The sequence below is a fragment of the Patescibacteria group bacterium genome (assembly GCA_041659765.1).
Lineage (GTDB): Bacteria > Patescibacteriota > Patescibacteriia > UBA9934 > UBA9934 > JAGORL01.
The window spans coordinates 414,738-438,292 of the sequence record JBAZXR010000001.1 but is presented as its reverse complement, the minus strand read 5'-3'; the positions used below and the strand labels follow the sequence as shown (position 1 = coordinate 438,292).

Here is a 23,555-nt window from a genome sequence, read left to right as displayed (position 1 = left end):
CGAGCGCCTCTGGTTCACTTTGCAAGAGAAGCGCGCAAACCGTTGTCGAGCAAGTAGAGCGCAAGTACGGTCAGGAAATAGGCGAGCAGGTCCAGGGGATCAAACGTACTCCCGAGCGTTAAAGTTGTTACGGTTGAATGGGGGAGGCTGACGAGCGCCTGAAGAACTTCAATGAACACCGCCACGGCAAACACCATGCCCGCCGCGGTTTTTGGTTTTGGGCTAAGGGTGAGTCTAAGCAGCGAATACAGGAAAGTAACCGCCACCACATCACCGCCGTAGTTACGGAGAAAACCGCTGTGGACAAAGAAAAAGATGAGAAGTCCAAAAAGAAGGCTGATGATGGCCAAAACTCCAAAAACAGTACGCAATTCATTTACTTGCCTTTTTTGCATACGCTCTTTATACTACCGACGGGTTATTGTTGAAATAGCCTAATATTCGGGGGTAGCTCAGTGGCAGAGCAAAGGACTGTTAATCCTTGGGTCGTGGGTTCGAGCCCCACCCCCCGAGCCAGAAACCACATCTTGTTCATCAAGGTGTGTTTTCTTTTTATCGTGTCGCTGAAAAAGCTTTAAAAAGCCCTCTTTTGGATCGTATGTAAAGTCATCGTTCGCTAATCTGAGTTCGGTAAACGCTTGCGTGAGAAGATTGTGACGTTCACGAGGATTCGCGTATTTATATGTGATGCTAGCCATTTTTACGAGTTCGGAAAACTCTAAAATGGTGTTAAGCATTTCTTCGGCTGTTTCCTTTGTGGCTATGAGATTCTTTTCGACTTCCTGAAGCTCCCCCTCAAGCCTCTGAACCTCGCTGGCGTACGCTACGGGATCCATTGCTCCTTGGATTGAGCAAATTTGAAGTGAAACTTGTTGACGGAATGGAGGCATTAATTAAGCCATAAATTCAATACGTTTTTGTACTACGAGAGTCGGTTGCTAAGTCTGCTTAAACTGATAGAATCGGTATAAGCTTATGGCAATCATTGAAGTGAACGAAAGAGGGATAAAGCAAATCTTACGTAAATACACCGCCGAAGAAGCTTTTGCTGAATTTATTTGGAATGGCTTCGATGCTGGCGCAACGGATGTCAGAATAGATGTGGACGTGGAGGGTCTTGGTGGGATTCGAAGCCTGAGTATTTCCGACAATGGAAGCGGTATCGATAAAAGCCTTCTTGATCAAAAATTTAGACCGTTTTTTCAATCCGAAAAAATGGCTAAAAGTCCTTCCAGGAACAAGTCCTTAACGCACGGAAGAAACGGGATTGGTCGCCTTACCTTTTTTACTTTTTCAGAGAGGGCTGTATGGACTACAAGATTTAAAAACAAAGACGAGGTATTTGAATACGACATCACCATCGAATCTCAAAAGTTAAACCACTACGAGACCAACTCTTCGACCCCTAAGAAGTCTGCTGAAAAAAATACTGGGACTACCGTTACCTTCGACTCTGTAAACTCCCTCACGTTTACGATGTTTCAGGATAAGGTAGAAGCATATTTAAAAGCTGAATTCGGCTGGTTTTTGGAATTAAACAAAAAACGAGGATTCGCCGTTCTTATCAACGGCAAGCCACTCGACTACGCTTCAATAATTGGAGAGCAAGCTTCAACAAAATTTATTTATCCTGCATCAAATACAGAGTTTGAAATTAATTTTGTTCGTTGGAGTAGGCAACTTCACGACGAGTATTCCCGCTATTACCTTGTTAATTCAAAAGATGATGAGATCTGGAAAGAGACAACAAAATTAAATAACAAAGGCGATAGCTTTTATCATAGCGTCTACATTAAGAGCGATTATTTCGATGAGTTTAATGCCGAGGGCGGTTCTGGGGAAGAAGATCGCACTCTTTTCGGTCACTCTAAATCTGACGCAGAATTTAAGTTTTTAGAAAAAGAATTAACTCAGTTTTTAAGAAAAAAACGTAAGCCATTTTTGGCTAACTACGCGAAACAGTTGATTGAGGAATATGAGAGCAAAGGGATTATTCCGAAATTTGGTACAGACCAATGGGATCTTGTTAAAAAGAATGAGCTTGAAGAAGTAATCAAAGGACTGTATCAAGTTCAACCAAAGATTTTCTCCACTTCTTCCATCGAGGAGAAGAAGACGTTGGTTGGACTATTAAATGTATTGTTGGAATCGGGAGAGAAAGAAAAGATATTTGAGATTCTCAAGGCTGTACTTGAATTGGATTCAGAAGATATTGATGAATTGTGCGAGTTACTTAAGGTGACGCATCTATCAAATATTATTCATGCCACGCGTTTGATCAAAGAGCGTTTCATTGCTCTTGATCAGTTGAATGATTTAGTTTTCAAAACTTCTTTTAATGCAAACGAACGTGATCATCTCCAAAAATTTCTTGATCTAAATTATTGGATTTTTGGAGAGCAATACCATCTATTAGCATCCACCGAACAAAAATTTGAAAAAGCACTCGCTAATTATCATGAGCATCTTGGTGGGGAGATAGAAACGATTTCTATTAAGCATAGGGACAAAAATAAGGAAATGGATCTTTTCTTGTGCAGGCAAAATAAAACAATAAGTACAATTGAAAATATTGTCGTTGAATTAAAGAGACCATCTGTAATCTTGGGTGAGGAAGAGTTATCTCAGGTCAAAAAATACATGAGTGTAATTTTGTCGGTTGCTGATTTCAATGCCTCAAATATGCATTGGGAATTTATTCTTGTGGGCAACCGCATGGATAGTTATATAGAAGATGAGATTGAAAATAATAAAAATCATGGCGAGAAAAATAAGGGCTTAGTTTTCAATAAAGGAAACTATAAAATTTACGTTCGAACATGGAGCGAGGTTTTGACCGCCGCAAAACTCAGACATCAGTTTATCCAAGACAAATTACAAATCGATCAAAATTTGATAGCCAAGGACTTCGCTTCTCCTGAAGAAATCGTCACTGAAGCAAGTGTTAATTTAGTTTGATATGGTCAAACGACTCTTGCTTTTTACGAAAAATATTTTTAGAAAGATTTGGTATTACACCCTCGGCTTTTTAAAAAGCTGTGGAACGATTATTGCGAAGGTATTTTACCTTCTTTGTAAGGTAGCGCTTCCTTATGGTTTGCTTTTGGCGTTTACGATCTCATTAATAGTCGCTTTATTCAAAGTTCAATTTGGTGTGGAGACAATTTTATTTGTTATCGACGAATATCTCAAAATAATTTTAACCTCTTGGTCTGCTTCAATACTTTTCATTGCTCTCATCATCCTATGGCGACATCACGATGCCATAGATCACTTCATTAAAAATAGAATGACTCACGTGGGATCAGATGGAATAAATGCCGCCGTAGTCGAATCAAGTGCCACTGATGCTGAAGCAAAGAAAAAAACAATTCAGGAAATGATCGAGACAGAGCCAAAAACTAAGAAAGTTGAGGTTTCTTCAAAAACATCCGCTAATGCACTAAGCAACAAACAAGACGCTGCCACTCTAGATCAAAAGAATGTTGATCGGTATGAAAAAGCTTCGAGAATTGAGACGATTCTTCAGACGAGGCTTATTGAGAGATATGGTGAAAAATATAAATCCCAAGTTAAACTGACAATGGAAGGAAAAAAGGATCTTATTCTAGACGGTCTTCTCTATTCTAAGAAACTTGGTAAACCCACCGCAATCGAAATTCGATATTTCACTTCAAAAAATTATGAAGCGTTAAGGTTTATTCTCGCTAGATTCAAAGAGAAGCTTGCAATATTTGGTATAAAGAGATTGGTAGTGATCGTTGTTGGAGATCGCCTTGAACAGGAAGATGCAGTAAAATTGCAGGATCAAAATTTGAATTTGGCAAAATTGTTTTTCTACAAACGGAATGATGGTGGGGATCTTGAGGAAGTATTGATACCCGAAAGATTAGAACGTTTATTTTAGCAGATATGACATTAAGTAACGGTGTAATTATCTCGGGGTTGATCTTTAATACGGTTGCATCAATTGTGGCTATATATCCGTTCCTAATCACCAAGAGGAATGTCGATGACGACTTTATTACGCAAATGGATGTAGACGGCAACTATACGCAGAAAAAACATCTAAAAGATCGCCGATTGGGAATCTTTGCATTCTTACTATTTGCTTTAGGTTTTATTTTGCAAATTGTTGGGATGGCAATCGGATAAATTCACAATTTGCTCGCATCTTATCCATGCCGATCTTCACTTCGGCGTAGATACTCCCCAGTTCGGTAAAAAGATAATCTAGGGAGCCACATGGAACTGACATCAGCAATGGTGTCGGTTCTTTGTTTTTTTGCTTGACTTTTTTGTATTTTTTTGCTAACATTAGGCCGCATTAATTTTACGGAGGGCTACAACAATGTCACGTTTGATGGGAATTATCGGTTGCGGTACGCACGCGGAACATCATGCCAAGAACTACCTGGATGACTTCACCACTCACGGCGTTTGGGACCCGGATCCCAAGGCCATGGAGATGATCGAGAGCAACAAGAAATACGCCTCGCTCGCAGAGCTCCTGGCCGACAAGGAGATCGTCGCCGTGATGATCTGTTCTCCGGATGAGTACCATCTGGGGCAGATCGAGAGCGCGCTCGTGGCGGGGAAGCACGTCTTCTGCGAGAAGCCGCTCATGGTCCCTGGTCAGGATCTCGCTCAGCTGGAAGCCGCGTTCGACCTGGCTGAGAAGAAGCGGCTTATCCTCACGTCCTGCCACCCGCGCCGGTTCGATAGACCGATCTGCTGGTTGCAAGACGGCTTGGGTTCGCAGCCGGACAAGCCCGGGTTCCTAGAGCGGTTTGGCAAGGTGGTCAGCTTCGACTTCGATTTCTCCTACCACGCGCCGTCGAACGCCTGGAAGCACACCCGCAGCCTCCTGCTCGACCACATCAACCACGAGGTCGATCTGATGAATGCCCTGTTCGGCATTCAAAGTTTCGAGGCCTGGAAACTCCAGGACGGGTTCGATCACTACGACGCGGTGGGCCGGCGCGATGACGGGATCACCTTCCGTTTCCGCGGCACCCGTCGTCTGAAGGAACATGTGTACCCGGAGTGGTGCCGTGTCCGATTCGAGTGCGGTGAAGTGGCTCTGGACATGATGATGGCGCAGGCCACCGTGTACGACCACGACCACAAGACCGCCGAAGTGGTGCCCGGCCTGGCCATCGACTACGAAGGCCGGCTCCAGAAGGTCATGACCGACTTCCACGACTCCCTGCTCACCCCAGGCCATTCGGGCTACCTGTTGCCAGCGGAGATGCTGATGAACACCGAGGCGGGTATCGTTCTGCAGAACGAAGGCGTGCAGCGCGTCAGTATCCGCAACATCCGTTACTAGCCACTGATCTCGGCGCGCCTCGCGGTGCGTCGGGACCACCCCTACGGCCTCAGCAGTAATGCTGGGGTCTTATTTTTTAGGGAATGTAAAAGCGCCCACTGTATACAGTGGGCGCTCGTGGCGGAAGGTCGACGTCTACCGGCTGGCGTCGCAGAGTTCGAGTAGCGTTTTCGCCATGTTGAGAGGGAGGATACAAATGCCGGGACTGATCAGTGGGAATCCAGACGTGAAGTCTGAACCGTTGCTGATTTTTTCTCGCATCAGGATTCTCACTCTGATGGAGCAGGCTTTGCCCGCTAACTGCCGAACCGCGTTTGCATCCCCTTTGACGGCTCCCTCGCACCAGTTGTCGAGTGCGTGTTCGCCGAGGAGGTCGAGGTCGCGCTTCACGTCGTCCGGCAACTGGGGTGGATTTTCCGGGGTCATGGTGCGGAAAGCTTCCGTGATCTCCGCAGCCACCCGTTCTGCGCGCTTCACTTGCTCGCGCAAATGCGTGCAAGCACCGGAACGCGCGAATGTATCGCCGGGCGGACCTGTAACGCGCAGATAGGGTTCTTCGCCCTTCCACTTTGGGTCCAGGGCGTAGATTCTCACCGTCGGCCTCTGTGCACCTATGTCGCCAAGATTGATTTGGGAGGCGCGCACGATGAGCACACCTTTCCGGTCAGAGCCGGTGATGTGCATGTCGTACCGCTCGCCCTGGTAGGGCATCTCTCCAGACAGAGCCTTCACGATCGGATGGTTCACCGTCTCCTGAGCCTTCTGCAGGAGACAGCCCGACGCGATTGGAGTGGCGAGGGCCTGTGTAGGAACCAAGAGCTTCGCTGGAAAGCCCTGATAGCCGCCATCTATTTCCAGCGGGCCGATGCGTGCCTTTTTCAAGGCGACGGGCAACGTGACTACCTGCTGGTCGGTCGCTGAGGCCTCGAAGTATTTCTGCAAGATGGCAAACGCGTGCGTCTGCGCGATGATGTTCTCGCCGTTGGGACGGAACATCTCGAGCTCGAACATCAGGACGCCGGTCCGGCGGAATGAGGTAATGGCGGTAACCTCAGGACGATTGACGATTGCAGTTTCCAATGGAACCTCCAAAATTACTTGATTTTTCTGAAAGAACAACAGGGATTTGTAGCGGATCTGGGCCATTTTGTCAATAAATTACTAGCGATCTAGCTATTTTCGTGGCTTTTTTATGGCTGGTGGGGCGCTCGGCTGTATGATGATTGCTGTTACCGTATTAAGCGTGATGTAATCGAGTCGTAGCGGGAGGTGAGGCGCATGGAAGCCTATGAAAAAAGACACACTACCTGTTGGTACGGTTCATCTGATGCCGCCCGATCTCGGGAAGGCGCTCATGGCTGACAAAAAGGCGCTAGCGGCTTGGGAAGATATTACGCCCCTTGCGCGCAACGAATGGATTTGTTGGGTGACCTTTGTCAAACAGGAAGAGACAAGAAAAGATCACGTCAAAAGAACGGTGACCGAACTGAAAGAGGGGAAGCGACGACCGTGCTGCTGGATTGGCTGCCCTCACCGTACGGATAAGGCAGTCAGTCCATCGGTGAAGTGGGTGCTTGATAAACGATCTAAAAGATAAAATAGTAAACGGATATCTATGCAAGGATACGTAGCAAATATTGAAAGGTTGTCGCTCGAGAATGATAACTTTAGAAAAGTGTTGTACACGGATAAGAACAGCCAGCTCGTCCTCATGTCGCTTTTGCCAGCAGAAGAAATTGGCGAAGAGGTGCATGATGTTGATCAGTTTTTGCGGGTGGAGAAGGGGGCCGGCAAAGCGGTCTTGGACGGCGTTGCACATGACATTACTGACGGGAGCGTAATTATTGTTCCCGCCGGAGCCAGACACAATATTATCAATAGCGGCTCTGATGCCATGAAACTCTATACGCTCTACATGCCACCGCATCATCGTGACGGCGTCATTCATAAGACCAAAGCCGAGGCAGAAGCGGACACGGAGCATTTCGATGGAAAGACCACTGAAGCATAGAAGAGTGAGGTGGGGACTTTTGTTTTGCATCTTCAGACCGGTTTCGCTACTCTAGGTGAAGTCTGACTATTATTCGCTTGCTATGAAAAAGTTCGCTTTGCTTGCTCCAGCCTTGGCTATGGTGCTTTTGGGCGCAGGTTGCGCGGGAGGTGCTTCCACATCAACGTCGGGAAGTTCAGCGGTAGCTGATAAGGGTATCTCTTTGCCAGCGGATTTTCCAAAGGCGATTCCGGTATACGCGAACGGTAAGGTTGATGACGCTTCAGCTGATTCATTAGACATGACTACCTCGGACAGTAAGGAAGTGGTGTATGCCTGGTACTCAGAACAGTTAACGGCAGCCGGTTGGAAGAACACTGCAGAACGAAAAGAGAAGAGCGTCGCGGCAGTTTGGGAGAAGGGCAATCAGTCCATGCCCATCAGCATTTTCTCTGTAGGTGGCGAAACCACCATCAACGTTTCATTGTCCACTTACTAAGTGATCGCGGATTGAACCAAAAAACCCCAGCGGATTTGCTGGGGTTTTTTGTAGCTACTTTTTTTCTTGGATGGAGATAATTCTCATCGGACAGCTATCGCAGGCTCGTTGATTGGCGGCCAGATCCATTTCGTCTATTTCAACGGTAGTGTATTTGCCCTTCTCTGTTCCTCCTTTAAGTCTTGATAGGCCATTGGTTGGATCAAGCTCCCAGGTTTGAGGTGCTTCATATTCGCATGAGCCGCAGCCTATGCAGTCGGCCCGCTCATGGGTAATGGTGAAGAATTTCATACTAAACAAAATCAGCTCGTGGAATGAGTTTGTAGAGTTTGTCATTCGTGCGGACGATTGAGTCAATCGGTAGGGTGATGATTTGTTTGTGGGCAGTTTCAATTGGCTGTGTTTGTTCATCGCGCATTTCCGTAACGGTGGCGCGAACTAGGCCGGTAGTTTTGCCGGTGATGATTATTTTTTCTCCGATTTTTAAGTCGCTTGCCTCAAGAATCACCTCAGCTACTTTAGGCTGAGCAAAATATTTTGTAATTTTACCCACGAATACGCGTTCTTCGGTGGCTTGATTGCTGCTGGTCTCTGTCCAGAAGCCGCCTTGTCTACCGAGATAATAGCCAGTGCTGAATTTGCGGTTGTAGACCTCGCCTAGCTTGGCGAGCCAGCCGGGGAACTTTTCTTTGGCGTATGTTCCGTCCTCGACAGCTTGTAAGGCTTCTTTGTAGGTTGATATGACCGTGTCTACATATTCTGGCGGACGACCCCGGCCCTCGAATTTCAAAACTGTGACTCCGGCATCGACCAATTGATCCAGGATATCAATAGTACACAAGTCGGTTGGACTCATGACGTAATTGTTTCTCAAAGTCATTTCGTGACCCGATTCTTTGTCGATTATCTGATATTCGCGTCGGCATTCTTGGCGGCAGGCCCCGCGGCAGGCGCTGGAGTTGTCATTATAAAGGGACATAAAACACTGTCCGCTGACCGCAATACAGAGCGCGCCGTGGGCAAAGACTTCAAGCTGGATGATTTCACCTTTGGGGCCTCGCAAATCATTTTCGACAATCTGCTCGTGAATGCGTTTCATCATTGGGATGGTGACTTCGCGAGCGAGCACGATCACATCCGCAAACTGCGCAAAGTATTTTACCGAATCATAATTTGAAATGGATTGCATGGTTGAAATATGAACATTCAAGCCAATGCTTCTGGCATATAGTATGGCCGAGATATCATTAGCGATGATGGCGTCGACGTTGCTGGCTTTGGCCGCGTCGAGGATTTTCTTCATGAGGACTTGATCGTGCTCATAAAGAATAGTATTCATTGTCAGATGGGCCTCGATGCCGGCTTCATGACAAATACGGGCGATTTCCGCTAAATCATTCAGATCAAAGTTAGCTGCCGCCACCGCCCGCATATTCAGCTGCGTAACGCCGAAGTAAACAGCGTGCGCACCGGCTTTAATAGCTGCCTGTAAAGATTCGTAGCTGCCGGCTGGGGCCAGGAGTTTGATGTGTTTGGTGAAAATCATAATAGGCGAAAGCGTACTCTCAATATTTAACAAAAGCTACTATTTCATCATTGAGGCTTAAATTTTGTTATACTCGTTTGGCTATGCTGAAGAGAGGGGTTCTACAAGCGTCCGGGGCGATTTTTGTATCAGCGTTTACGTTGGTAATGATCTGGTCTTTTTTATTACCGGAACGCGTTGTTGGGGCTGAGCTAACCGCCGAAGGAACGGCCGCGTATAATTTGAAGCTTCGAGAGCTCGCACATTTGAAAGAGGACGAGGAGCCGGGGTTGTGGCCGGCCAAGGCGGTGTATCCGAATGTTGATGCGCTCTTGCCATTCAATCGCATTGTGGCGTACTACGGCAATTTTTATTCAAAAGGGATGGGCGTGCTTGGTCAGTATTCGACTGACGAAGTGATCAGACGTTTGAAGATCGAGGTCGAAGCCTGGAAGACAGCGGATCCAACGACGCCCGTTGTTCCAGCAATCGACTACATCGCCGTCACTGCGCAACGAGCTCCTGGTGCCGACGGAAAATATCGCTGGCGCATGCCAGATTCGCAAATCCAAAAGGCAATTACCATGGCTGATCAAGTTGACGGCATCGTCATTCTTGAAGTGCAAGCGGGGTTGTCTGAGGTCATGACCGAAGTGAAAGAACTCGAACCATACTTGTCTTTGCCGAACGTGCACCTGGCGATTGATCCAGAATTTGCCATGAAGAAATCCGGCAGCCGGCCAGGCACGCGCGTAGGAACCGTCGACGCTGTAGAACTCAACGCTATTGCCGACTACTTGGCCGGACTCGTCAAAGAAAATAATCTCCCGCCTAAGGTCCTCGTCGTTCATCGCTACACAAAAGCCATGGTGACAAACTCGGATAAGATCACACCACTACCCGAAGTACAATTTGTTATGGATATGGACGGCTGGGGCTATCCGGCTGCGAAGCGGGCAACGTACCATGCGTTTATTCATCTCTATCCAGTCCAATTTACCGGCTTCAAGTTATTTTATCGCAATGACACCCGCTACGCCGGCTCCCGCCTGATGACCCCGGCCGAGATTCTCAAACTCACACCCCAGCCGTCGTTTATTCAGTACCAATAAAAAAACCGCCCTTGCGAGCGGTCCAATAAGTCACTTCTGTTCCGGTGTGAGTGTGAGCGTGAAATCCAGGATGACCCTGACGGTCCACTCGTGGTCGTCGGCCTCGGCGTGCTTGTTGCCCTCGAAGTAATGCCAGAAGTTGAGATCGATCGGCACTCCTATCTTCGGGAAGCTGAGGTAGCTCTCCCCATCGGTTTCATCCAGTTTCTTCTTCACGCTTTTGCCGCAGTGCGGGCAGGTGGACGTGACGTGGACCGGGATCTTGAACCGCTTGTCATTGATTTCGAACCCGCCCTTGGGCTTGAGTTTCTTGATGGTCGTGGCCATTTTGTCACTCCTGGTAACGGGAAATGCGTAACGGGGCACTGTAACGAGATTTTCAAGGAAAGTCAATGTTTTCGCCTTCGGTTTTTCCTTGACTTTTCCTCATTTTTCCGCTAATATAGGTTCCATATATGAATACTAAACTGTCTATCCTGCTTGCGGTTTTGGGGCTTTCCCTGATTGGGGGAGGGGTGGCCTTTGCTCTGCAGCCTCGTTCTGAAGCTCAAACTGAAGTCTCGATGCCTGTCGCTGAGGTGTCTGTCGAAGCTGAAGCTCCGGTGGAGGCAACGGAAGTTGAAAAAGAAGAGACGGCAATCGAACCGGAAAAAGCCGTGCCCCTCCTTACTCCGATCGCTGTTCCCAATGTGGTGAATTGCGACCACAATGTTCCGTGTTTCTATAATGCAGTTTCTGCAAAGAAAAATGCGCACTTTTGGGGAGAAGGCCTCAGACAGCTCATGCCTGGCGTCAGCATGTGGCATGCGTCGACGATGGATTTCCGTATGTCGAGCGACGGAAAGTCGTATACGTTCGCTACAGAGACGACTGGTATGAAAGTTGTTTTCGGCGCGGACTGGTTTGATAAACTCGTTGCGAGCGGGGTTGTTCCTAACGCCGTTCAGGAGCAAATTGCCGGCGCACTTCCTTTGACAGAAGAAGAACTGAATACCCTGACGCCTGAAGAGCGCGGTGCATATGAAGCGCAGGTGGCCGCAGGGAAGACTCCTCAGGAGATCGCGAGAGCCGCAGCAGTAGAAATGATGCAACGATATGTCGAATCAATGATCGCGGGTTCCGTTGAGGTGACGCGAACGTGTACATCAAACGATGTCTCAAAGCTCGTAGCCGTGCTGAAGAACTGGGAACACGATACCTATTCTACTAGCGATCTCGATTTCGCCAAGTGCGAGACGAGCTACTAAGAATCAAAATCCCAGCTGCAACGCTGGGATTTTTGTATTGTCGAGGTTAGGCGCAGATGGTAATCTATCCCCATATGAAATCATGTATCACGTGCGGAATGCCACTGGAGGGAGCACATGCGGGCGATATGGGATTCGAATCACCGGATGGGCCGGTGTGTAAGTTTGATTCGGTCGAGGGTCAGATCAAGCCGGCCGAAGAGATATTCGAAGGCGGCGTGTTGTTCTTCTTGGACGCGGTTGCCGGGGGAGATCGATCACTCGCAGAACGTTTGACGAGAAAGAACATGAGTGAACTTCCGTACTGGCAAGCACATCATTTTGCCGAGCTTGACGGAGAACAGGCTACGGACGAAGAATTCGCAGTATCAATGGCGAAACTTTAAATATATTTTATGGAAAAATTGCACTACACCGTTGTTATCAACGCTCCAAAAGAAAAAGTATGGAGCACCATGCTTGAAGACCAGAGCTATCGAGAGTGGACCGCAGCCTTTAACGCGGGATCGTATTTCAAGGGTGACTGGAGCAAGGGATCCAAGATGCTCTTCCTTGGCCCTGATCCAAGAGACGGCGTAGAAGGCGGAATGGTGGCGGAAGTTGTAGAGAACAAACCGTATGAGTTTATTTCTCTGCACCACTATGGGCTGTATAAAAATGGTGTGGAAGATACGACGAGCGATGAGGTAAAGAAGTGGGCAAACGCATTTGAAAACTACACATTCACTACCGTTGATAGCGGCACGGAAGTCGCCGTCGATCTTGAAGGTGCTTCGGAACTTGCAGAAATGTTCAATGACACTTGGCCAAAGGCATTGGCAAAGCTGAAGGAAATTGTCGAACGGTCATAACGCACACCATATTCCTGCGTGGTTCCTCTACATCGTCCGCTGCAAGAACGGCAGCCTTTACACGGGCATCACCACAGACGTGGCTGCTCGTGTTTTGGTTCACAACGCCGGTAAGGGCGCGAAGTACACACGGGCGTTTGGGCCTGTAGTGTTGGCGTATTCGAAGAAGATGAAATCCGCGACTGCGGCGAGGGTTCGAGAAGCGGAGGTGAAGAGATTGACAAAGAAAGAAAAGGAGAAAATGTGTGGTAGAGTTTAAGATATGAAAAATATTTTTAAGAAAGGACTCATCTTGGGCGGTATTTTGACCGCGGGCGCAGCGATTGGTTTTGCCATGACTAAAGAGGGTAAAGACCTCAGTGAAGATTTACAAAAAGATTTGAAGTCCATTGCTAAGCATCTGACCAAGGCGCTTCATGAGCTCGAGGACGTGACGCAGGATAAGTACAATGAGTTGGTGGAAAAGGTAGTAGACGAATACGCCAAGGACAAGGCGCTCGTCATTGACGCCAGAAACTCACTCGTGCACACGCTCCAAGCCAAGTGGCACGAGATGGAGGCAGAATATAAAGCCGACCATAAAGCCTAACCTATGTTGTGGACCATCGCCGTTATCCTCATCATTCTCTGGCTACTGGGTGTTGTCAGCGCAAACACGCTCGGTGGATTCATTCACATTCTCCTCGTGATTGCGGTGATCGTGGTTCTCATTAGACTAATTAAGGGTCAAAGCCCGGTGTAGGTTAGGCGAATCAATAAGAGAAAAGAGCGAAGATATTTTGCTCTTTTTTTACTGGAAAAAAATCACCCGCTGATCGTGCCGGTGGGCGGACAATCAACGGGGTATTGACGGAGGGGTCACTTGCCGGTCAGACGCTTGATCTCAACGAGTTTGTGCTTGAGCAGAGCCTCGGCGTCGCGCTTCTCTCTGAGCCGGGTTGTGCGGTGTCCCTTTGACTCCTTGACGAATCCCTCAGGAGTACGGTCCAGCCTCTTGATGATGTGTTCCAGGCGGGCGGTGACGAACTCTTCGAGCGTCGGCACCATCTCCTTTGTTTCTTTGACCACACGTACCGCGGGATCTGACCAGCCGAGATGGAGACCCGAGAGCATATTGAGCACGGTCTCCGCACTGACATCGGACTCGGAATCGACCGAAATGTATTCCAGTGTGTCCGGACCCTTGCCGTCGTTCGGCTCGGGGAAGTGAATGATGAATCGTTGCAAACTCACGGTGTACCTCCAAGGAACATAAAAGCATAGCGGTTGAGAGTGGTTTTGTCAATCGATCGTCACAATCGAATATTCGTGGTAGCGTGAAGTTCTATGAAGCTGCCTTTTGCACTTAGCTTGGTTATGGGAGTTGTCTTGCTTGGGGCTGGGTGCGCTAGTAATGAGTTGGCTTCTAAAGTTAATAACTTTGCCGAATCTGGAATGTTATCGACCAAGATGGATTTAAGTGGGACCGGGCTAACGGCTGTTCCAGGCAATATCTTTGATCGGGGAGATCTGACCGAACTCAACCTTTCTAACAACTCGTTGACCGGTGCTTTGCCGTCACAAATCGGTCAGCTGAAAAATCTGCGCTTGCTGAATGCTAGTAGGAATCAGATGACCGGTGTGCCGTCGGAAATTGGTCAGCTGTCAAAACTGGAAGCACTTGACCTGTCTAATAATCAGCTGACTGGCCTGCCCAACGAGCTCGGTCAGTTAAGTAATCTCCGTCTTCTTGATCTCCGAGGTAATGATGTATCCCAGCCAGACCTCGCCGGAATTCGACTAAAACTGACGAACACTACGATCATTGAGTAGTTCAATTTTGTCTTTTGGGCTACACTTTAGACAAAATATGATCTCCGCCACCTATCACTCAAGCGCTGTTTCACTCGATGGACTACCAAAGGAGAAGAAGCCGCATGTGGCCATGGTGGGAAGGTCGAATGTGGGGAAGTCCTCCATGATTAACCATCTGACGAGCAGAAAGAACCTCGCACGCGTGTCTTCGCAACCGGGCAGAACGCAGACGATTAACATGTACGAGATTAACGAGAAGTTCTTCCTTGTCGATCTGCCGGGCTACGGGTATGCTCGAAAATCGCTCCAACAGCGTGAAGCCTTTGCGGACATGATCCTGGACTATTTAAAGGAGTCACCGCACTTAAAGCTCGTTCTTTTAATTATCGATGCGAGAATTCCTTTGAGTGCGCTTGACGCAGAAATGCTCGGCTGGCTGCAAGCAAATAAGATTCCGTTTGTGCTCATTGCGAATAAGATGGATCAGTTGAAGAGGCTCGAAGTGACTAAGCTGCACGACGCGCTCGCCGAAAAATATCCTGGCGTAAAGGTTATCGAACATTCTGTCGATTCGGCCAAGAATAGAAATGAAATTTGGCAGGAGGTTGAACGGGCAGTAAAAGTAAAATAATACGCAAAAAATTAGTTGACATTCCAGGTGAGTCAGCTACATTGACTTGATGATCTGGATTAAGCCGCTAATTATCTTTTTCATCGTGTTATTGCTGGCCCCACCACTTTGGGCGGCCGATGATTTTGTTAATCAACCAGTTATGCCACAATCAGCAAGCTTGCCTTATGAAGATCAGGCGCTGTCCGTGGAAAAACGTGTTCAGGATTTAGTCGGACGGATGTCGCTTACGGAGAAGATTGGCCAGATGACCATGGCTGATATTCGCTCTGTATCACCGGAACAGGTTAGCCAGCTTCAGCTGGGGGCAGTTTTATCAGGCGGCGGGGCTGTCCCGACGGTCAACACGTCCGACGCGTGGCGGACCATGGTAGAGAGCTACGAATCTTCGCGGGTCACGTCGCGTTGGCATATTCCGTTGTTGTACGGCATTGACGCCGTGCATGGCCATGGCAATGTCTACGGCGCAACTATTTTTCCGCATAATATCGGACTCGGTGCCACGCGTAACCCAGAACTGGTAGAAAGAATTGGCGCGGCCACCGCTCAGGAATTAGCCGCTACCGGTATTTTTTGGGATTTTGCACCGGCGCTGGAGGTTCCGCAGGATTATCGCTGGGGAAGAACATATGAGGGTTTCTCTGAGAATACTGAACTGGTAGGCCAGCTCGGTGCCGCTTATATAAAGGGTTTGCAAGCTGAGGGCGTACTTGCTACGGCTAAGCATTACGTGAGTGCTGGGGCAGCCGTGTGGGGAACTTCTGGGCACGAGCAATATGCGATTGACCAGGGAGGTTCGGAGATTTCTGAGACAGAACTTAAAAAAGTCTATTTGCCACCTTTTAAGGCGGCTCTTCAGGCTGGGGCTAAAACCGTCATGGTGTCACTTAATTCTTGGCGGTTAACAAAGATTCACATTGACCAGCACCTCCTGACAGACATATTGAAGACCGAGCTGGGTTTTACGGGTTTTGTAGTTTCCGATTGGGATGGGTTGAAAAGCTTGGGACCGGATTACCACGCGAATATTGTCCGCTCGGTGAACGCCGGTTTGGACATGGTGATGCTGTCGAAAGAGCCGGAAGTTTTTATTCACGAACTTACGTTAGCCGTGGACAGCAAAGAAGTGGCCGAGTCGAGAGTTGATGACGCGGTCAGTAGAATTCTCCGGGTAAAGTTTGAGAAGGGTTACTTTGACAGTGACGAGTACGTCCTACCTGACGTAGGTGCTATTGGCTCGCTCGCTCACCGCGAACTGGCTCGTCAGGCAGTATCGCAGTCGGCTGTACTCCTTAAGAATGAGGATAACCTCTTGCCGCTGCCTAAGACTACTCCGCTCATTCTGGTGGCCGGGGCGGGGGCGGATGACATTGGTATGCAATCTGGTGGTTGGACCATGACCTGGCAGGGTGGTCTGGGCGAGATCACGCCCGGTACCACCATCCTTGAAGCTGTCAGAGCCACCGTTTCGCCTAGCACGGTCGTGGACTTTTCCGCTGACGGATATTTTAAGGCTCATGCTTCGGTGGCGATTGTAGTTGTTGGCGAGAAACCATACGCGGAGGGAGTGGGGGATCGCGCAGACCTACATCTCGACCAGCACGATCTAGATATTATCCTTCGAGTAAAAGAAAAAGCCGATAAAGTAGTGGTTATTTTACTCGGCGGCAGACCAATGATCATCGCTGATCAGGTAGGGAACTGGGATTCATTGGTCATGGCTTGGCTGCCCGGCACAGAGGGCCAGGGTTTAGCCGATGTCTTGTTCGGCGATGAACCATTCACTGGAAAGCTCCCCTTCACTTGGCCATCAAGCATGAGTGATCTGCCAATGACGCGCGCCACCAAGCTCAAAGCGAGCTGGGCTTATGGTTACGGACTGACCACTACCTTGTTAGTGGCCAACTCACCTGTTTGCAAACCGCTTGATTAATCTAATTAATTTAGTGCTACAGTGCGACTAGCCGGTGCGTGACCTTCCCGAAGGTTTCCTCCCGGCATATAGTGTCGGCAAGGAGGTATCGCGAACCAACTAACGGTGCATGGCCAGACTCGATAAACAATTGCGCGCTTTTTACGAGAAGTATGAACGGGTGCTGATCCCGAGCCTGCTCTTGTTCGGTTTCTTGGTTGACATTGTTACCTTCCGCGCCCTCCAGATAAATAGCACATTTCTTCTCCTTGGCGCCCACGCCTTGTTTTCCGGTTTTGCCATCATGTATAGCAACATCTATGACGGAAGGCAGACGGTGCCTCAAAACATCATCTTGAAATATCTTCGTGCAGGGATGCCGTTTCTTTTGCAGATCAGTTTTGGTTCGCTGTTAAGCTCCTCGTTGCTTTTCTACTGGTTCAGCGGGTCTGTTTCTGCGAGCTGGCCGATCATGATCCTCATTGTGCTTCTCATGGCTTCAAACGAAGTCTTCCGGCACTTTTATCTCTTGCCAAAAGTCCAGGTGGGCGTCTACGCGTTTATTGTCTTCTCCTATTTTACGCTGTTGTTTCCGTTTGTCTTCACTTCACTGAGCGCCTGGACGTTTGTATCCGCAGGAGTTACGGGCGTGCTCTTTGTAGTCTTGTTTACCCTTGTGCTCGCATACTTTACTCCCCACATTCGGAAGCAGCGCACACAAATTCTTTTTGCTGTAGCGGCCGTCTTCATCAGCATGAACGCGCTCTACTTTTTGAATATTATTCCTCCCATACCGCTTTCTATCAGAGATGCGGGAATGTATGAAGACATTGTGGTTCGGAACGGTGGGTACGAGCTCGTTGGACAACCAGAATCATTGCTCGCCAGTCTTATACCTGGTCAGAAAATTAGGGCAGGTTCAGCCGGCAGAGTGTATGCCTACACGGCCATCTTTGCCCCTACGAATTTGAGCACGGTGATCTACCATGAGTGGCAATTCTATGATGCAGATGAGCGAAAATGGGTCACACAAAGCCGGCTGTCATTTCCCATGGTAGGAGGGAGAAGCGCTGGCTACCGGGGCTATACGTATAAGTCGAATCTCGCTCCGGGCAGATGGCGGGTGAGTATTGAAACAGAGCGAGGGCAGGTGTTGGGTCGTGTTCCGTTTACGGTATCCGCACCGTAACGGGAATAGCGTATACTCTTTGTATTCAGTATCCATTATCTATTTCTATGGACTTTCGCTTCGGTGGGTTGATTGGTTTGATCATTTTGATCCTCGACATTGTCGTGATCATCGAAATCTTCAAGAGTTCAAAGGACATGGTTACAAAGTTACTTTGGACCTTGCTCATTCTGCTTTTCCCGCTTGTCGGTCTGCTGATCTATTACTTCCTAGGGCGCGGAAAGTAAGACGCATACTTCCATGGTTCTACTTGGGGTAGCCAAGCAGTTTTTTACATACCCTCCCAAAGGGGGGTATGTTTTTTTGTAGTGCAAAAACTGCTATACTCAGCGTAATCTACTAAATGTTTATGCATAAACAGACCCGTGCAGTAATGCTTCTGGCTGTGACGTTGATTGGCGGTTCGACGATCGCGCTCGTTCTAAGCTCAAGACTTCACAGAACGGAAATAGCGGTCGCAGCACTGCTGACGCATTACACAAATAACGGCGCCCCGGCGGCCAGAGCCAAGGCCAACGCGACGAATATTTTGGTGCTCGATGTTGGGATACCTGACGCGTGGAACGGAACGGCGTACACCGCGGATATTGTAAAGAAGGCTGGCTCGGCTACGTTCTTTCAAGGGAACGTTTTGTCTATTTTTACAGCCCTTGGCTCGGTGAACGGTGTTGGTTATAAAGAGGATGGTACGGGCGGGTTCCAGGGAACCGAACAGGTTGTGCGTGATCTCGATGCGGACAGTGTCTACACCTCCGCCGCTGATACGCTAGTGGACGGCGATGGTTCTACTACGACCGGCATTGGCACGGTCAGCGCCTCAATTGATATTGGCGGGGCTCTGGTGGCCATGGGCAATAACATCGCTCAGGGAGGGCGGGCTGTTTGCACGAACAGTCTGACGGCTCCAACGGCTGTTAGGATTGATACGGACGGTAACTGTGGCAACGCCGGGAGTGACAACGGCACTTACATTTTAGGTACTTCTGCTACAGCCGCCGCTACTGAAGTCACCAATGCTTGGGCTTTCGCTACTTCCGTGGCCATGGGTGGTGACGGTGATGCTGCTTATGATAACGGTGAAGATATTTTTATTGAAAACTTTGCGGGCGAACTAACCTATTCTTCAACTGCTGACGATAACGTGTATTCGTTGGCCGGTCTGGTGGCTGGGAACGCGTTGGTGAACTTTGCCGCTGACTGTGATGGGGCTGGAGCAGGTACGCAGGGTTGCGGGTACACGGGTTCGTCGCCGATAGATTCAACCCGGAGTATCGTGGTGGATCAGGGTACGGCTGGCGGCGCTGCGCCAAATAGTGTACTTGATATTCAGGCGGATCAATTGCGGGGCTTGGGCGTCAGAAATAACGGCGGAGCAGTTAACGCCACGGATATTGCTGCCGTAAAAGTGTGGAAGGAGAATGGAACTACAGCCGGTTTCCAGAACGCTCAGGATGTAGTTCTCGGCACCATGACGGTTAACTCGACCAATAATCAAGAATGGCGCCTCGGCTCGCTGACGGACACAATTCCAGCTGGAGGCTTGCGGCTTTACGTGACAACGGACATTGCCGGTACGCCAACCAACAATTCTCTTTTAACCTTTTTGCTACCGGTGTACTCAGACGCTGGCGGGGACTTGGTAGTCAGCCAAAACGGCGATGTTGGCGTGTTTGTAGCCTCAACTAACGACGGACCAACTGACGGAGCCCTCCTGAACGCTGCCAGTCAGGTGATAGATACTGCGGTGCCGACTCTAACAGAAAGTGTTCCGGTATCTAGCCCAACTAATGACACTACGCCAGCTTATACGTTTACTTCAAACGAGGCTGGTTCTATTGCCTACGGTGGAGACTGTTCGAGCAGCATTACAACCGCGGTGGCCGGGTCTAACGCTATTTCGTTTAATACGCTCGGAGCCGGTTCGCACACTAATTGCACGATTCGAGTTACTGATACGGCTGGTAACATTAGCGCGATTTTAGCTGTCTCCGCCTTCACTATTGATGTGACGGCGCCGACTATCGCGGAAGTGACTCCGGTGCCCACAGCTACTTCAGACATCACCCCTGATTATTCATTTAGTTCGGACGAAGTAGGCACAATCGCTTATACAGGTGATTGTGCAAGTTCAACTAGTGATGCGGTGGTAGGTACTAATACCATTACCTTTAATTCCCTAGGACAGGGTTTGCATAACAACTGTACGATTAGACTAACAGACGCGGCGACTAACCAGAGCAACCTCTTGGCGGTCAGTGCTTTTACGGTCGATACTGATGCGCCCGTGCTCTCGGAAACGACGCCGGTTCCGGTTGAAACTCTTGACGTGACGCCGGATTACACATTCTTCTCTACTGAGTCTGGCACCATCTCATATTTGGGCGATTGTTCAAGCGCTAATACATCCGCCAACGCGGGGAACACCACGGTCACGTTTAACACCTTGGCCGACGGCGTACATGACAATTGTCGTATTACGGTAACGGATTCGGCAGGAAATCCGAGTGCTTTGCTGGTTGTTTCTACGTTCGAGGTAGATACCACCCCGCCGTCTGTTATGAATGTCACCTCATCTAGCCCCAATGGGGAATATGCACCAGGCGCCGCGATTCCGATTACCATTACCTTCAACGAAACGGTGTATGTTACAAATAGACCCAGGCTCCAGCTTGAAACGGGCGACACGGATGAGTACGCCCTGTACGAAGCAGGAAATGGTACGGACACTCTAACCTTCGATTATTACGTTCAGACTGGAAATGCAAGTTTAGACCTAGATTATTTAGCTACTACTTCGCTAACCTTGAATGGAGGCACAATTAAAGACGCCGCCGCTGATCCGGCTGTTTTGACGCTGCCAGCGCCAGGCGCTGCAGGATCACTTGGTGCGAACAAGGCTTTAGTTATCGTGCCAACGACGGCTGATACTACGGCGCCGTTTGTGAATGATGTGTTTAGTGTGACCGCGAATGGCGCCTATGCGGCCGGTTCGGTAATTACTTTGCTCGTACATTGGAGCGAGACGGTGGTGGTGACCAACACGCCCGAACTGACCTTAAACACTGCGCCGGTCGCGGCCGTTGCTACATACGTCAGCGGTTCCGGTGATCACGAACTCCTTTTCCGCTTTACTGTTGGCGCGGATATGCTGGCATCGGATCTTGATTACGCAAGCGTGTCAGCGTTGTCTCTTGGCGGTGGGACAATCATGGATCTAGCGGGTAATAACGCTGACCTTGTTTTGCCATCTCCCGGGGGAATTGGTTCATTAAGTGCAACTTCGGCGCTCCTCATTGATTCAATCACACCTACGTTGTCAGAAACCACCCCCGTTGACACCTTTACGAATGATCCGACGCCAGCCTATACGTTCAATTCTAGTGAGGCGGGTACGATTATTTTTGGTGGTGACTGTTCGAGCGGTATGACCTCCGCTGTTTCTGGGTCAAATCTCATTACTTTTAATACCCTAGCAGACGGCCTTCACAATAACTGTACTGTTAAAGTCAGAGATACTGCAGGTAACGAAAACGTGGCCTTGGCGGTCACTCCGTTTACAGTGAACACGTCTATCCCGCTGGTGATTAATGTAACTTCATCGGTAGCCAATGGCATCTACGGTGTAGGGGCGGTTATTCCAATTCAAGTCGCCTTTGATGAGGTGGTGATTGCTTCCGGTTTGCCGAGAATCACTCTTGAAACCGGCTCGATCAATGCTCATGCCATCTATGTGAGCGGTTCTAATTCTTCCATTTTAACTTTTAATTACACCGTTAGTTCAGGCGACTCGGCGTCTCGCCTTGACTACCTGAACTCTTCGGCACTCACCTATGATGGTGGAAGTATTGAAGATCAGGCCGGTAATTCAGCTTTGCTCACTTTACCGATTCCTGGAGCTACGGGTTCGCTTGGAGCTAATAAAAATATTGAGATTGATACCGTCGCCCCTTTTCTCTTTGAAGTTACACCTGTTTATACGCCCACCATTGATACTACGCCGTCATACGTATTTAACTCCACTTCAGCGGGCGTGATTACGTACGGCGGTGGCTGTACGAGCGTAACTGTGAACGCAACCGCAGGTGACAATACCATTACTTTTTCAACCTTAACCGTCGGTTCGTATAACAATTGCACGATTACGGTCAGCGACGCAGCTGATAATGACAGCAATGTGTTGGCAGTCAGTCCTTTTTCCGTCTCTTCTCCGCAACAAGCCGGTTTCCTGAATGTTCAGATTGCCTCTATCCGGCTCACAAAAGACACCGTGCCTCCGACGCTGTCTTCTGTGGGACTGCCAGTGATATACGGCTATAAGGTATTTAACAGCGGGAACACTGTTTTATATAACATTCGGGTGACTGATGACACATGTTGGCCGGTGACATTTAGCGGAGGAGATACAGACGGTGACGGTACCCTTGGCTTAGCCGAAGTTTGGAAATATTCATGCTCTACGGTCCTTGATAAGAGTACGTTCAATATCGCGACCGTGACCGCGGAACACAGTGGCCGCCAAATAACAGATACGGCGGAATTGTATGTGCCAGTTATGGAATTAGGAGTAAGTATTGGCATCTCTCTGGATAAGTCAGCTATCCCCACGTTCCTGCCCTCTACCGGCGGACAGGCCACCTTTACCTATAAGGTTTCTAACCCCGGCACGGTTCATATAACAGATGTTGAGGTGACCGATGATTATTGTGAGCCAGTTTCGTACGCATCAGGAGACGTTGATAATGATGGAAAGCTAGATCCGGATGAGATTTGGGTTTATTCATGCATGGATATGATTACAGAAACGACCACGAATAAGGGGCTAGTTACGGGAATAGCAAAAGGTTTGCCTGTACAGGACGATGCACAGGTCACCATTTCAATTGAAGAGCAATCGTTTGATGTTGTACCGGGAGAAGGGATCAAGCCAGGTTTGGAAGGTCTGAAACAGCTGGGAATTCCGATGCATGCCCTGCTAAAGGTCAAGGGTAACCAAGCGGTCTACTACATCGGTGCCGATGGACTGGCTCATCCTTTTCCAAGAGAACGCATTTTTTTCACCTGGTATTGTGATTACGGGGATCTTGCGATTGTTGACCAGGAGCTTTTCAGTAAACTTGGGCGTGGCGCGGATGTGTCCTTTGCTCCGGGAGTGCTCATGATCAAGCGGCCAGAAGATTCAAAAGTCTACGCGATTGAAAAAGGCTCGGTGCTCCGTTGGATAGTGAGCGAAGAACTGGCCTCGGCTCTTTACGGAAAGAATTGGAATAAAACCATCATTGACGTCGTTAATTTTGATGGGTACACACTTGGGAAGGAAATTTCTACTGCGAGTGACTACAATTCACTTACCGCAAGAAAAGCAGTGACGTATCCAAGTGACGGAATGGGCATTGACGGCTACACTGATTCTTTGCCTGGTGAAGGATTAGCCTGCTTAGACAGATGGCGCTCTTCGGCTCGTTGAAATATCAAT

Annotated in this window: 26 protein-coding genes and 1 tRNA gene; 20 read left to right on the top strand and 7 right to left on the bottom strand. The window is 48.8% G+C overall.

Annotated elements, in window-relative coordinates:
* Nucleotides 1-14: 14 nt before the first annotated feature.
* The gene (locus WC813_02425) at nucleotides 15-395 is read right to left on the bottom strand and encodes a DUF2809 domain-containing protein (protein MFA5946857.1); all 381 of its coding nucleotides are present in this window, start codon (nucleotides 393-395) and stop codon (nucleotides 15-17) included.
* A gap of 46 nt (nucleotides 396-441) precedes the next feature.
* On the opposite strand from WC813_02425, the gene WC813_02420 reads away from it, so the two are divergent.
* The 3 genes from WC813_02420 (at nucleotide 442) to WC813_02410 (ending at nucleotide 3,907) form a co-directional block, all read left to right on the top strand.
* Nucleotides 442-516, top strand: a tRNA-Asn gene (locus WC813_02420).
* Between the two features lie 459 nt (nucleotides 517-975).
* Entirely contained in the window at nucleotides 976-2,958 is a 1,983-nt protein-coding gene (locus WC813_02415; protein ID MFA5946856.1) for an ATP-binding protein, read from the top strand.
* A 1-nt stretch (nucleotide 2,959) separates the two neighbouring features.
* A complete protein-coding gene (locus WC813_02410; GenBank protein MFA5946855.1) occupies nucleotides 2,960-3,907 on the top strand; it encodes a hypothetical protein in 948 nt (315 codons plus the stop codon).
* Nucleotides 3,908-4,120: 213 nt separating this feature from the next.
* On the opposite strand, the gene WC813_02405 is transcribed toward WC813_02410, so the two are convergent.
* The gene (locus WC813_02405) at nucleotides 4,121-4,318 is read right to left on the bottom strand and encodes a hypothetical protein (protein MFA5946854.1); all 198 of its coding nucleotides are present in this window, start codon (nucleotides 4,316-4,318) and stop codon (nucleotides 4,121-4,123) included.
* Between the two features lie 45 nt (nucleotides 4,319-4,363).
* Here WC813_02405 and WC813_02400 point away from each other — a divergent pair, with 45 nt between their 5' ends.
* A complete protein-coding gene (locus WC813_02400; GenBank protein ID MFA5946853.1) occupies nucleotides 4,364-5,332 on the top strand; it encodes a Gfo/Idh/MocA family oxidoreductase in 969 nt (322 codons plus the stop codon).
* A gap of 135 nt (nucleotides 5,333-5,467) precedes the next feature.
* Here WC813_02400 and WC813_02395 read toward each other — a convergent pair whose 3' ends face one another.
* Nucleotides 5,468-6,412, bottom strand: a complete 945-nt coding sequence (locus tag WC813_02395) for a hypothetical protein (protein ID MFA5946852.1) — start codon at nucleotides 6,410-6,412, stop codon at nucleotides 5,468-5,470.
* A gap of 208 nt (nucleotides 6,413-6,620) precedes the next feature.
* Between WC813_02395 and WC813_02390 the strand changes: the two genes are divergently transcribed.
* From WC813_02390 to WC813_02380, 3 genes are all read left to right on the top strand, one after another.
* Nucleotides 6,621-6,929 (top strand): YdeI/OmpD-associated family protein, encoded by a 309-nt coding sequence (locus tag WC813_02390; protein MFA5946851.1) that lies wholly within the window; start codon nucleotides 6,621-6,623, stop codon nucleotides 6,927-6,929.
* An 18-nt stretch (nucleotides 6,930-6,947) separates the two neighbouring features.
* Nucleotides 6,948-7,343, top strand: a complete 396-nt coding sequence (locus WC813_02385) for a cupin domain-containing protein (GenBank protein MFA5946850.1) — start codon at nucleotides 6,948-6,950, stop codon at nucleotides 7,341-7,343.
* A gap of 82 nt (nucleotides 7,344-7,425) precedes the next feature.
* Entirely contained in the window at nucleotides 7,426-7,821 is a 396-nt protein-coding gene (locus WC813_02380) for a hypothetical protein (GenBank protein MFA5946849.1), read from the top strand.
* Between the two features lie 54 nt (nucleotides 7,822-7,875).
* Here the strand turns inward: WC813_02380 and WC813_02375 are convergent, their stop codons facing one another.
* Together WC813_02375 and WC813_02370 are read right to left on the bottom strand one after the other, a co-directional pair.
* Complete coding sequence (locus tag WC813_02375; protein ID MFA5946848.1) at nucleotides 7,876-8,112, bottom strand: ferredoxin; 237 nt, start codon at nucleotides 8,110-8,112, stop codon at nucleotides 7,876-7,878.
* 1 nt (nucleotide 8,113) lies between these two features.
* Nucleotides 8,114-9,367: a peptidase U32 family protein gene (locus tag WC813_02370; GenBank protein MFA5946847.1), complete on the bottom strand. Its 1,254-nt coding sequence runs from the start codon at nucleotides 9,365-9,367 to the stop codon at nucleotides 8,114-8,116.
* Nucleotides 9,368-9,513: 146 nt separating this feature from the next.
* Here WC813_02370 and WC813_02365 point away from each other — a divergent pair, with 146 nt between their 5' ends.
* Nucleotides 9,514-10,458, top strand: coding sequence for a hypothetical protein (locus WC813_02365; GenBank protein ID MFA5946846.1), 945 nt, complete (start codon nucleotides 9,514-9,516; stop codon nucleotides 10,456-10,458).
* 30 nt (nucleotides 10,459-10,488) lie between these two features.
* On the opposite strand, the gene WC813_02360 is transcribed toward WC813_02365, so the two are convergent.
* Nucleotides 10,489-10,785, bottom strand: a complete 297-nt coding sequence (locus WC813_02360; GenBank protein ID MFA5946845.1) for a hypothetical protein — start codon at nucleotides 10,783-10,785, stop codon at nucleotides 10,489-10,491.
* Between the two features lie 128 nt (nucleotides 10,786-10,913).
* On the opposite strand from WC813_02360, the gene WC813_02355 reads away from it, so the two are divergent.
* From WC813_02355 to WC813_02330, 6 genes are all read left to right on the top strand, one after another.
* Nucleotides 10,914-11,705, top strand: coding sequence for a hypothetical protein (locus WC813_02355; GenBank protein ID MFA5946844.1), 792 nt, complete (start codon nucleotides 10,914-10,916; stop codon nucleotides 11,703-11,705).
* Nucleotides 11,706-11,779: 74 nt separating this feature from the next.
* The gene (locus WC813_02350) at nucleotides 11,780-12,091 is read left to right on the top strand and encodes a hypothetical protein (protein ID MFA5946843.1); all 312 of its coding nucleotides are present in this window, start codon (nucleotides 11,780-11,782) and stop codon (nucleotides 12,089-12,091) included.
* 9 nt (nucleotides 12,092-12,100) lie between these two features.
* Nucleotides 12,101-12,556, top strand: a complete 456-nt coding sequence (locus WC813_02345; GenBank protein MFA5946842.1) for an SRPBCC domain-containing protein — start codon at nucleotides 12,101-12,103, stop codon at nucleotides 12,554-12,556.
* Between the two features lie 10 nt (nucleotides 12,557-12,566).
* Complete coding sequence (locus WC813_02340) at nucleotides 12,567-12,815, top strand: GIY-YIG nuclease family protein (protein ID MFA5946841.1); 249 nt, start codon at nucleotides 12,567-12,569, stop codon at nucleotides 12,813-12,815.
* Nucleotides 12,816-12,818: 3 nt separating this feature from the next.
* Nucleotides 12,819-13,145 (top strand): hypothetical protein, encoded by a 327-nt coding sequence (locus WC813_02335; protein ID MFA5946840.1) that lies wholly within the window; start codon nucleotides 12,819-12,821, stop codon nucleotides 13,143-13,145.
* Nucleotides 13,146-13,148: 3 nt separating this feature from the next.
* Entirely contained in the window at nucleotides 13,149-13,298 is a 150-nt protein-coding gene (locus WC813_02330; GenBank protein MFA5946839.1) for a lmo0937 family membrane protein, read from the top strand.
* A gap of 116 nt (nucleotides 13,299-13,414) precedes the next feature.
* Here WC813_02330 and WC813_02325 read toward each other — a convergent pair whose 3' ends face one another.
* A complete protein-coding gene (locus WC813_02325) occupies nucleotides 13,415-13,783 on the bottom strand; it encodes a hypothetical protein (protein ID MFA5946838.1) in 369 nt (122 codons plus the stop codon).
* A 99-nt stretch (nucleotides 13,784-13,882) separates the two neighbouring features.
* On the opposite strand from WC813_02325, the gene WC813_02320 reads away from it, so the two are divergent.
* The 6 genes from WC813_02320 (at nucleotide 13,883) to WC813_02295 (ending at nucleotide 23,546) form a co-directional block, all read left to right on the top strand.
* Nucleotides 13,883-14,368: a leucine-rich repeat domain-containing protein gene (locus WC813_02320; protein ID MFA5946837.1), complete on the top strand. Its 486-nt coding sequence runs from the start codon at nucleotides 13,883-13,885 to the stop codon at nucleotides 14,366-14,368.
* A 37-nt stretch (nucleotides 14,369-14,405) separates the two neighbouring features.
* Nucleotides 14,406-14,981 carry a ribosome biogenesis GTP-binding protein YihA/YsxC gene (gene yihA, locus WC813_02315; GenBank protein ID MFA5946836.1) on the top strand — a complete coding sequence of 192 codons (576 nt, stop codon included), beginning with the start codon at nucleotides 14,406-14,408 and terminating at the stop codon, nucleotides 14,979-14,981.
* Between the two features lie 142 nt (nucleotides 14,982-15,123).
* Nucleotides 15,124-16,914 (top strand): glycoside hydrolase family 3 protein, encoded by a 1,791-nt coding sequence (locus WC813_02310; GenBank protein ID MFA5946835.1) that lies wholly within the window; start codon nucleotides 15,124-15,126, stop codon nucleotides 16,912-16,914.
* A 109-nt stretch (nucleotides 16,915-17,023) separates the two neighbouring features.
* A complete protein-coding gene (locus tag WC813_02305) occupies nucleotides 17,024-18,082 on the top strand; it encodes a DUF2914 domain-containing protein (GenBank protein MFA5946834.1) in 1,059 nt (352 codons plus the stop codon).
* A gap of 47 nt (nucleotides 18,083-18,129) precedes the next feature.
* Complete coding sequence (locus WC813_02300; GenBank protein ID MFA5946833.1) at nucleotides 18,130-18,309, top strand: PLDc N-terminal domain-containing protein; 180 nt, start codon at nucleotides 18,130-18,132, stop codon at nucleotides 18,307-18,309.
* Nucleotides 18,310-18,431: 122 nt separating this feature from the next.
* Complete coding sequence (locus WC813_02295) at nucleotides 18,432-23,546, top strand: hypothetical protein (protein ID MFA5946832.1); 5,115 nt, start codon at nucleotides 18,432-18,434, stop codon at nucleotides 23,544-23,546.
* Nucleotides 23,547-23,555: the final 9 nt, after the last annotated feature.